At 40.1% G+C, this 9,527-nt stretch carries 8 protein-coding genes and 1 CRISPR repeat array (1 of these 9 only partly in view); of the genes, 6 read left to right on the top strand and 2 right to left on the bottom strand.

Going from position 1 to position 9,527, the window contains the following annotated elements; translation table 11 throughout:
- The coding region (locus AAEZ02_RS06100) for a helix-turn-helix domain-containing protein (protein ID WP_351122286.1) at positions 1 to 338 on the bottom strand (338 nt) is incomplete at its 3' end.
- Positions 339 to 378: 40 nt separating this feature from the next.
- Positions 379 to 798 (bottom strand): helix-turn-helix domain-containing protein, encoded by a 420-nt coding sequence (locus tag AAEZ02_RS06095; RefSeq protein WP_351122283.1) that lies wholly within the window; start codon positions 796 to 798, stop codon positions 379 to 381.
- A gap of 252 nt (positions 799 to 1,050) precedes the next feature.
- On the opposite strand from AAEZ02_RS06095, the gene AAEZ02_RS06090 reads away from it, so the two are divergent.
- From AAEZ02_RS06090 to cas6f, 6 genes are all read left to right on the top strand, one after another.
- Entirely contained in the window at positions 1,051 to 1,533 is a 483-nt protein-coding gene (locus tag AAEZ02_RS06090) for a WYL domain-containing protein (protein WP_351122280.1), read from the top strand.
- 120 nt (positions 1,534 to 1,653) lie between these two features.
- Complete coding sequence (gene cas1f, locus AAEZ02_RS06085) at positions 1,654 to 2,694, top strand: type I-F CRISPR-associated endonuclease Cas1f (protein ID WP_351077147.1); 1,041 nt, start codon at positions 1,654 to 1,656, stop codon at positions 2,692 to 2,694.
- Complete coding sequence (locus tag AAEZ02_RS06080) at positions 2,691 to 5,627, top strand: CRISPR-associated endonuclease Cas3'' (protein ID WP_351122277.1); 2,937 nt, start codon at positions 2,691 to 2,693, stop codon at positions 5,625 to 5,627. The genes cas1f and AAEZ02_RS06080 overlap by 4 nt, the downstream gene beginning before the upstream one ends.
- Before the next feature lie 3 nt (positions 5,628 to 5,630).
- Positions 5,631 to 6,578: a type I-Fv CRISPR-associated protein Cas7fv gene (cas7fv, locus tag AAEZ02_RS06075; protein ID WP_351122274.1), complete on the top strand. Its 948-nt coding sequence runs from the start codon at positions 5,631 to 5,633 to the stop codon at positions 6,576 to 6,578.
- Positions 6,579 to 6,586: 8 nt separating this feature from the next.
- Entirely contained in the window at positions 6,587 to 7,600 is a 1,014-nt protein-coding gene (cas5fv, locus tag AAEZ02_RS06070) for a type I-Fv CRISPR-associated protein Cas5fv (RefSeq protein WP_351122271.1), read from the top strand.
- A gap of 9 nt (positions 7,601 to 7,609) precedes the next feature.
- A complete protein-coding gene (gene cas6f, locus AAEZ02_RS06065) occupies positions 7,610 to 8,161 on the top strand; it encodes a type I-F CRISPR-associated endoribonuclease Cas6/Csy4 (protein ID WP_351122268.1) in 552 nt (183 codons plus the stop codon).
- A gap of 130 nt (positions 8,162 to 8,291) precedes the next feature.
- Positions 8,292 to 9,527: a CRISPR direct-repeat array (repeat unit 29 nt; unit sequence GTTCACTGCCGCACAGGCAGCTCAGAAAT); it runs 1,374 nt beyond the window's last position.

Raw genomic sequence — 9,527 nt, 5'->3', positions numbered from 1 at the left:
ATCTGAAATTGTTCTGAGATATAAGCGACTATTTGATGGCTATGCAAGTAGGTCACCTCACACAGGTGTGCAATCAATAGTTCAGTTTGCTCTTGACTCAGATAGCTTAAGGAGCCGCCACTATTACACGTGAGTTTTTGGTCGTGAGCATAGGCATCAATGTATCGAACTACGGTCGTTTCGTGAATACGTAACGCTTGGGCAATCATTGGCGTTGGCCAATTTTCATCGCGTAGTAAAATGGCTTTAATGCGATCACACTCACGCCTATCACTCGAGCTTTTATGTCGAGTTTCCAATGCTACTTTTTGTTCTGGCGAGAGTGTAATTTGTTTCATAGGGCTATGATGATCCCATTTGGGACAAAATCAAGCATTTTCAATGATCACGGGTATATACATGGTTAATATGATAATGGATGCCAAACTGCTGCTCTATATGTGATTGAACGTCTAACCCCGTTAATCGTCCACCCTGTTCGGAGCGGCTAAACTCATCTATATATTGATAAAGAACCTGCTTTTGGTGTTCGTCGAGTTTATTAGCATTTGTCGAATTCATATTGGCTTTCAAGCCATCAATGCCAGTATTTAAGTAGTTTTTAACCCATTCATTGACACTGCGACGACTAACCTTTAATTGGCGAGCGACTTGAGCGCGATTGTGACATTCCAGAAAGCAAGAAACAGCCAATATGCGGATACGCATACGGGCGTCTTTTTCTGACTTTGATAGCTTAACAAGCTCAACAGATGTGTAGTTTTTCACAGTATAAAATAATTTGAAAGTGGTGAGCATATTAGATCATAATTTAATGCGGATTGGTATGACTTAAAAACTTACACAAGCCATTACCCAAATAACACCACCAAGATCAGTGGCACCTATTACTCTGCCGATACCTTTATTGCTTATTACATCACCCCTAACATCAATATTTATTTACATTGGTTTGCCACCAAAGATATTACAACTCACAGCTCATTTGCCGATAATGTATCTTGCTTAGTCCTGCCGCCAAGAAAAGTCTCACATAACATAATCCGAGTATTGATATCTGCTATACGACATAAACAACGTATAGAAGTTGATTATGTTTCACTTGCAAATCCTGAAAATGACGGCAGAATATTTCACCCTCATACTTTCGTGAATACCGGTTCTCGTTGGCACATAAGAGGTTATTGCGAAAAATCACAAAACTTTAGAGACCTAGTATTAAGTCGCTTTAGAGGTGAAGCAGAGTTAATAGATGCTTCAACCATAGATCCACAACAAGATCTTGCCTGGCATACACAGGTCAATTTGATCCTTCAACCCGATCCCCGATTAAGCCCAGCAAAACAAGCCGTCCTGGCTAATGACTACCAAATGGAAGGTGGCCAATTAGTCATGTCTACTCGCGCTGCTTTAGCTCAATACTTGCTGCATGAATTACAAGTCAATACCAAAATGCTCGATGGCACCCCAGAAGCACAACAACTGGTACTCGTAAATCGAGATGACATAAAACCATGGCTTTTCAGTGGCTAAGCATATTTAAAACAACTTACATCTATAAAATGTAAAGTCACTTTACCTGTGTATTTTAACAGTAATGTGCAACCACACGTGGTACGGTTAAAGTAAAGGAATACACACAGGGAGCTGGTAATGGATGATTTTTCACCTTCAGATTTAAAAACAATTCTGCACTCAAAACGCGCCAACATGTACTACTTAGAGTATTGCCGAGTGATGCAAAAAGATGGCCGAGTGTTGTATCTCACCGAGGCAAAAAACGAAAACCAGTATTACAATATTCCCATCGCTAACACCACGGTATTATTGCTCGGCAATGGCACCTCTATCACCCAAGCAGCGGTCAGAATGCTCGCTCAAGCAGGCGTATTAATTGGTTTTGCTGGCGGCGGTGGCACACCGTTATACATGGGCAATGATATTGAATGGATGACACCACAAAGTGAATACCGCCCCACTGAATATGTGCAAGGTTGGTTATCATTTTGGTTTGACGACCATAAACGCTTACAAGCCGCAAAATACCTACAAACAGCCCGTATTAAGTACTTACAGCAAGTTTGGTCAAAAGATAAAGAACTAAATACTGAAGGTTTTGTGTTTAGCGCACCAACTATTCAAACCGCGCTAGAACGATTTACACAACGCACCAATACTGCACAAAAGTCAGCAGAACTATTATTAACCGAAGCCCAACTTACCAAAGTGCTTTATAAATTTGCCGCCAATAACACCGGAATGGCAGACTTTAGTCGCCAGCATCAAACGGCGAAAAATAATGTCGACAAAGCCAATGACTTTTTAAACCACGGTAATTATCTAGCCTACGGCTTAGCGGCCTGCACTTTGTGGGTGTTGGGGATCCCCCATGGTTTTGCGGTAATGCACGGAAAAACCAGACGCGGCGCGTTAGTGTTCGATGTCGCTGACTTAATTAAAGACGCCATTGTATTGCCATGGGCTTTTGTCTGCGCCAAAGAAAATGCCACCGAACAAGAGTTTCGTCAGCAAGTACTGCAAAAATTTACCGACCATAAAGCCTTAGACTACTTATTTGATACCGTTAAAAATCTCGCTCTTATGTCATTTACTGAGCCAAGTGATGCACTAATCGAAAATATTGTAGTAGACAATAAACTCGAACAGTCGCCAGAAGAAGGCGATGCATCATGATGGTCACGTTTGTGAGTCAATGTGAAAAAAATGCCCTTAAAAAGACTCGCCGAGTACTCGATGCCTTCGCCGATCGCATCGGTGATAACACATGGCAAACCCTCATTACCGAAGACGGCTTACTTACGGTTAAAAAAATGCTGCGTCAAACCGCGAGCCGAAGCACTGCCGTAAGTTGCCACTGGATCAGAAGCCGATCACGCAGCCAATTGTTGTGGGTAGTAGGAAATAAATTGAAATTTAATCAACAAGGTGTTGTGCCAGTTAATAGCACTGAAAAAGAGGTTTTTATGGATGTTGTAACCGATAAACCAAAACAAGGTGTGCTTTATGCTAATACGCAATTGCAACCTTTGGCGGAACATTTATTTGCTGTTGGTTATTTAGCTGAACAGCTTCACCGTAAGCTATTACCTGAAAATTCACAGTTTTCGCTGGTGAATTTTGTTGCTGGTTGTTTACATGATTTAGGTAAAATAGATCCTAAGTTTCAGGAATGGGTAACTAACCCGAAAAAGAAAAGCTATGTTGCCGATGACGGCCAGCATATAGATGATGCTAAATTTAGTTTTGAAAAGCATCCTCGCCACAATGAAGTATCACTTTTACTGTATCAACTGCTTGATGGCGCGGAACTAAAAATACTGAATTCAAGCAATAAGCGCTCTGTTAAACATGCGGTTTACTGGCATCATGCAAAACCATTTCGTAAAGATAAAAATAGCTTTACCACTTATAAAGACATCAGCAAGAAACTAGTAGCAAATCAAAAAGAATCCTCATTAGACGATATCATTGGCCAAGCTCTGTCGCTTCTCAGACAGGTTGTAGGTATTGATAAAAAGTATCGTGAATTAAGCAACAGTTCTCTCGAAAAAACATTTATTGCTGAAGTCTCAGAAGAGCTTGAAAGTAGTTTGCCCGATGCGCCGCCGCTACCAAACTACAAAGAATATGAATTAGAAGAGTCGGTTTCAGCTAATAGTGCAAATGTAAAAATCAACGCGCTTAATAACATCGCACGTGCGTGTTTGATAACTGCTGATAGGAAAGTTTCTTCGTTAAGTGCCGCAGAATTACATCAGGTAATTTTCGAACGTAATCTTGACGAAAAAATGAATGAGCTACTTGAGGTTGAAACAAGGCTCAGTACTGATATTGGAACTTGTTTAAGCACTTTTTTTCCCAATAGTGAACGCAGTATAAAACAAAGTGACATTGCGCAACAGCTGACAACAGCAGAGGATGTTGCAGTACTAGCAGGTGCGGCGGGGTGTGGTAAAACAAAAATTGCGTTGGAATGGGCCAAGTTACAAGGCGCAAAGCGGATTATTTGGGTTTGCCCACGAGTGCAAGTGTGCCAAGGGTTATTTTACGAATTAACATCAGAACAATATTTGCCAAACTCCACTATAGAAATTAATACCGGTGAGTTTAAATTTCATAACCAGTGGGGTAACCCAATACCCGAAGATAAAAACTTCTCAGGTGACATCATTATCACCACAATTGATCAAATACTTGGCTCGGTAATTAGCCATACCAAAGCCAACACCTTAATTGATTTTTTAAATGTACATGTGGTGTTTGATGAGTTTCATGAATATGTCAATATGCCTGCATTTAATCTACTTTTTGCCGAATTAATAGCGGCTAAAAAAATGCAACAGCAACAAGCTAATACGTTATTAGTGTCGGCTACGCCGCATTATGTGTTTGTGGAAGAGCTACTTGGTATTCATAAAGACGACATCAAGGTAATGCCGTCTTTTAATCAAAGCCAGTATCAGCTTGATTTCAAAGTATTCGACGATTCAGAACTAAGTAAAAGTAACCCGCTTTTTACCCCACAAAACGGCTGTACATTTGTTATTAGTAATATGGCACTCACTGCTCAGAATAGTTTCATTGCCAATCAACATGATGAAAATGCGGTACTTTTACATTCTAAATTTATAAAGAGTGATAAACGAAAATGGTTTGGTGAAGTATATGAAGCGTATAAGCGTGGTGGCATACGCAAATATGAAGTGCTTCGCAGTGGCCCAATTGTGCAAGCTTCATTAAATATCAGTTGTGATTACATGGTTGCAGAAATCACTAATGCCGAAGACTGCTTGCAACGTCTAGGGCGGCTAGATCGTTTTGGTGTTAATGCAAATGTAAATACCTACACCTTAGCGGTCCCTAAATCAATTTCAGAGACTAAAGGTAGTAGTCCTGCATCACGGTTTCTTTCAAAAATGTATGTGTTGAACTCAGTACGCGCTTGGTATCAATTTTTACTGACTTCTCTTGAAGATAAACACTTTATCTTGTCAGAAATCTATCAGCTTTATTATGAATATCATCATACAGAAAATTCTAAGCGATTTATTGAGGGTGATTTAATCGCAGTGCTAAAAGAAAGTGTGAAAAAAATTGATGCTAAAGTGATCGATCCAATCACAGTACCACCAAAGAAAAGCCAAGATAAAAAACGCAGTAAAATGAGTAAAGGGTCGCTTCGCGGTGATAACCGCTTTGTACAATTAGCTGTGGTTGATTTAAGCAATGCAAAACCAAAATATCTGGAAGAATACGCCTACTCAATACCGCTGGATGATGATAGCAATATCGACAACCTCACTTATTCCACTAATGCCATTTTAGGTTACGGACAAAGTGATAAAGACTTGTTATCTAACATGTTTAAAAAGAATCACAATATTATGGGTGGGAGTGATAAGTCATTTACTGACAAGATATTATTAAATCAAGCACGCGACCCAGAATCACCGATTTATTTGAGCTATACCAGCAACGATTTACTGCAAGTTGGGGGCGAAAGTTCTCGTCACCCACATGCTATTTATTACGCCGTCTGCGACAAACAGCCCATAGGCGCAATGTCAATAAAATACATTAATCAAACAACTGAAGATGAGGAATAAATCATGGAAAAAGTAACAGGAATTAAAAGTGTTGATTTCAAAATTAAAGCACTCGGTCATGGCGTAGTGAATTGGAATGGACCGACGACGCTTACAGGCGATGGGGGTAAGACGGTTGATAATCATACTTTGCCAAAACTGCGCGGTTATACAAATTTAACTGGCAGAATAAAAGATGAAACGGGCTACAAATATAAGAAAGAAGCAACCGATATCGACTTTAAAAAAACACCTTTATACATTAGTCAAAACTGTATTCGTCATCATTTATTTAAAGAGCAAGCTTTTGATTTACATTTTGCGGGTGATAAAAATTTAGAAAAAATATTAGCCTCCATTACGGGGTTAATACGTGGTTACGTAGTGCCATCAAGCCAATGTAAAAGAACGAGTCCTTTGTTAATCGAAGATTTTGTTGACCAATTAGGTAATGGTAATTTTGAACAATTTGGTCAAGCAGGGGCTCGTGACAGTTCATCATTTTTTTCTAAAACTACCTTTGGCGATACTGAATATATTTCCTACGGCTCTATCAGCATTGAACAGCTGCAATTTATCTCACTTGATAAAAAATTCGATCGCGCCTGTATGATTATAAAAGAAGGCCAAGGCGAAGAGGTAGCGGCGACAGTACAGAGCTTTATCAAAAGTCTTAATCCATCACTTAACCCAGTAGCCACTTTCCACAGTAACTATGTGCGCAAAGGTACCATTTTTGAAGAAGGTGAATGCGGCATATTACTTAATGATGATGCAGTACAAGCACTAATCGAACATACGTTGTCACGCATCGCAGATCTCAGTATTCGCCAAGCAAAGGGCTATATGTATGTTGATGAGCTAACGGTAGATTATAACGACAGTCATAAAATGATGCGTATTAAGCGTGATGAGTCAGAAACTGTTACCGAAGCACATTCTCAGTATGCCCAGTATTTTTACGCCAAGTAGGGGGCTAAATGAAAATAACCATTGAATATGACTCTTGTTGGCGCAACTCGTTTTTAGGAGGCTCAAATAATGAACCAGTCCCTAAAAAGGGCCGTGAATTCCTAGGATCGATGACCAGCCTAAAAAAGGAAGGCAACTTTAAGGTTTGTGAAAATACCTTAGATACGGTGATGGGGCTATTAAACCGCCTAATTGGTGACCAAAGAAAGCTCTATCAAGCTCGTAGCAAATTATATGAAACTGCATATTATTTTGAAGAGTTGGAAGATAAAGTCAGCTTTATTGATAAGCCACAGTTTACTAATGAAATAACTTATATTCGTAATATGAATGGCAGCACAGATCAAAATGCCTTTACTGGAATGATAAAAGTATCAGATCCCGTGTTTACATCTGATTATTCGCAGCCATTTTGGGCTGTGCTGAGTTTGGATTTAAAACAAGTTCTTGATTTTATTATTAATAATGAACAATACGCTGATGCGACTATTGAACTTGATCCATTGAGCATTATTAATCGTCTTGAGTTACTAAATAAAGAAAAGGCGCTTGAGATTCAAGGTGATTTAGCCAAAGTAATCGAAGTACTAAAAAGTCACTTTCCAGAGATAGAATACTTAAATAACAAAGGATTAATTACACCTGTTAGTATCTATTGTTCAGCATTATATTTACAGCTTGCTCGCTTAGAAACAGGCTTTGTTATGACAACCGCAAAAACAAAATCTGGTGGCATTAGTGGTATTTCTAAACGAGGTTTCACTAAAAAGGACTTTATGGATCGATATACCACAGGACCTAAAAAAACGATTTGGGGTAATCCTTTTATAAAAAAAGAAAAGATAAAAGGGCAAGGTGAAGTCACTTCTATGATGACTAAAGCCAGTGGTCAGTTAGAAATTAGCATCGATGTAGACCGTATCAAGGGGCGAGAAATCAAAACGCTGATTGAAAATGCAGGTGTTTCAAGTTTTTACCTTGGTAAAAAAGGCCTCGCTTATGTTTCAAACATACGGTTTTAGGAGGGCAAGATGAACTCATATATTGATATTAATTTAAAACCCGATGCTGAAATGCGCGAAGCGGAACTCAGCAGCAAAGTATTTACTAAGTTTCACAAAGCATTAGTGTCACTTAATACCAATCTCATTGGCATTAGTTTTCCGAAAGCACATTTGAAGCTAGGTAGGTTGTTTCGTATTCATGGTGATGCCAGTTTATTAAACGACTTGCACGGTATTGATTGGTTAGGGGCATTGGTAGGCTATTGCCAAGTAGGAGAAATTACCGTTGTACCAGAGCAGGTTCAATATCGTGTTGTTTCGGTTAAGCGCAGTAACTTAAGTAAAGCGAAGTTAAAACGTTTAATCGCTAGGGGCAGCATAGATGATGATGGTAAAAAGCGATACAAAGTAAAAATGCTCAGCCAAGGGTTTGACAATCCGTACCTAGATCTATTGAGCAGTTCAACTGGACAAGTACATCGTAAATTTTTTGAATTTAGTGATTTACAAGAGCAGTCTGCTAACGGAGATTTTGATTCCTACGGATTAAGTAACACAGCAACAGTACCTTGGTTTTAACCATTAAAAAAAGCTCTTTAAAAATTAGCAAGTAAAACAATAAGTTACAATGGGGTAATTATTATATGGTTAAAATCCGTTTTTTAACCTAATTACCTGTTGTAACTTATTTTTATGTTGATATTCTATTGTTCACTGCCGCACAGGCAGCTCAGAAATCTTGGTTTTGATTTTCATTTAGACGAAGGTAGTTCACTGCCGCACAGGCAGCTCAGAAATGAAGAACTCATCGAACAAGTGTTGAAAGACGGTTCACTGCCGCACAGGCAGCTCAGAAATACATTACTCTGTATCATGTCAGCTATACTTTGTTCACTGCCGCACAGGCAGCTCAGAAATAGAAACGTGAAAATAATTATTTCATCCATCCGTTCACTGCCGCACAGGCAGCTCAGAAATTCATGCCGCTTTAGTTGTTCGATTAATTTATGTTCACTGCCGCACAGGCAGCTCAGAAATGACTCGGTTGATATCTCAACGTATTTATATTGTTCACTGCCGCACAGGCAGCTCAGAAAGCAATGAAAATCTGATGACCGTCACTCGACATGTTCACTGCCGCACAGGCAGCTCAGAAAGGTTTGTCGATGTGTTCGAAAACTGGCAAATTGTTCACTGCCGCACAGGCAGCTCAGAAAGCTGATTGTAAAATATGTACAACCAACTGCATGTTCACTGCCGCACAGGCAGCTCAGAAATTAAGCGTTGCCCCGTTTGGTGTGAAAATACGGTTCACTGCCGCACAGGCAGCTCAGAAATCTAGTGATATTTTGCTAGTATATCACCGAGGGTTCACTGCCGCACAGGCAGCTCAGAAAAAAAGGCGACACTCTTTAATGATTTCGTTTGAGTTCACTGCCGCACAGGCAGCTCAGAAATAAAACCTCGGTCCGTCCATCGCTAGAGGCTCGTTCACTGCCGCACAGGCAGCTCAGAAATTATGCTGTTTCAGCAGTTGTGCCAGACATATGTTCACTGCCGCACAGGCAGCTCAGAAATCAATTAATTAGTCCGTTTATTGTACCATTGAGTTCACTGCCGCACAGGCAGCTCAGAAATGGTTGAGTCGCCACTTATGATCCTGCCGAACAGTTCACTGCCGCACAGGCAGCTCAGAAAATTGATACCCGTCATGGCAATACAACGTAACAGTTCACTGCCGCACAGGCAGCTCAGAAAACGACCAGCGCTACGCCCTTGTACAAGATTAGGTTCACTGCCGCACAGGCAGCTCAGAAAATGTTGCACCATTATCATCAGACCACACAAATGTTCACTGCCGCACAGGCAGCTCAGAAATTGCATGGCAATAGTGGCAATAGCATTTGAAAGTTCACTGCCGCACAGGCAGCTCAGAAAACTCATA

The sequence above is a fragment of the Shewanella sp. T24-MNA-CIBAN-0130 genome (genome assembly GCF_040310185.1).
Lineage (GTDB): Bacteria > Pseudomonadota > Gammaproteobacteria > Enterobacterales > Shewanellaceae > Shewanella > Shewanella psychromarinicola.
Note: the sequence above shows the minus strand (reverse complement) of the source record. Positions and strands in the feature narration are given on the sequence as shown.

Excerpts from the sequence above, each read along its gene's own strand:
- AAEZ02_RS06095 (WP_351122283.1), bottom strand. The coding sequence starts at position 798 with ATGCTCACCACTTTCAAATTATTTTATACTGTGAAAAACTACACATCT.
- cas1f (WP_351077147.1), top strand. The coding sequence starts at position 1,654 with ATGGATGATTTTTCACCTTCAGATTTAAAAACAATTCTGCACTCAAAA.
- AAEZ02_RS06080 (WP_351122277.1), top strand. The coding sequence starts at position 2,691 with ATGATGGTCACGTTTGTGAGTCAATGTGAAAAAAATGCCCTTAAAAAG.
- cas7fv (WP_351122274.1), top strand. The coding sequence starts at position 5,631 with ATGGAAAAAGTAACAGGAATTAAAAGTGTTGATTTCAAAATTAAAGCA.
- cas5fv (WP_351122271.1), top strand. The coding sequence starts at position 6,587 with ATGAAAATAACCATTGAATATGACTCTTGTTGGCGCAACTCGTTTTTA.
- cas6f (WP_351122268.1), top strand. The coding sequence starts at position 7,610 with ATGAACTCATATATTGATATTAATTTAAAACCCGATGCTGAAATGCGC.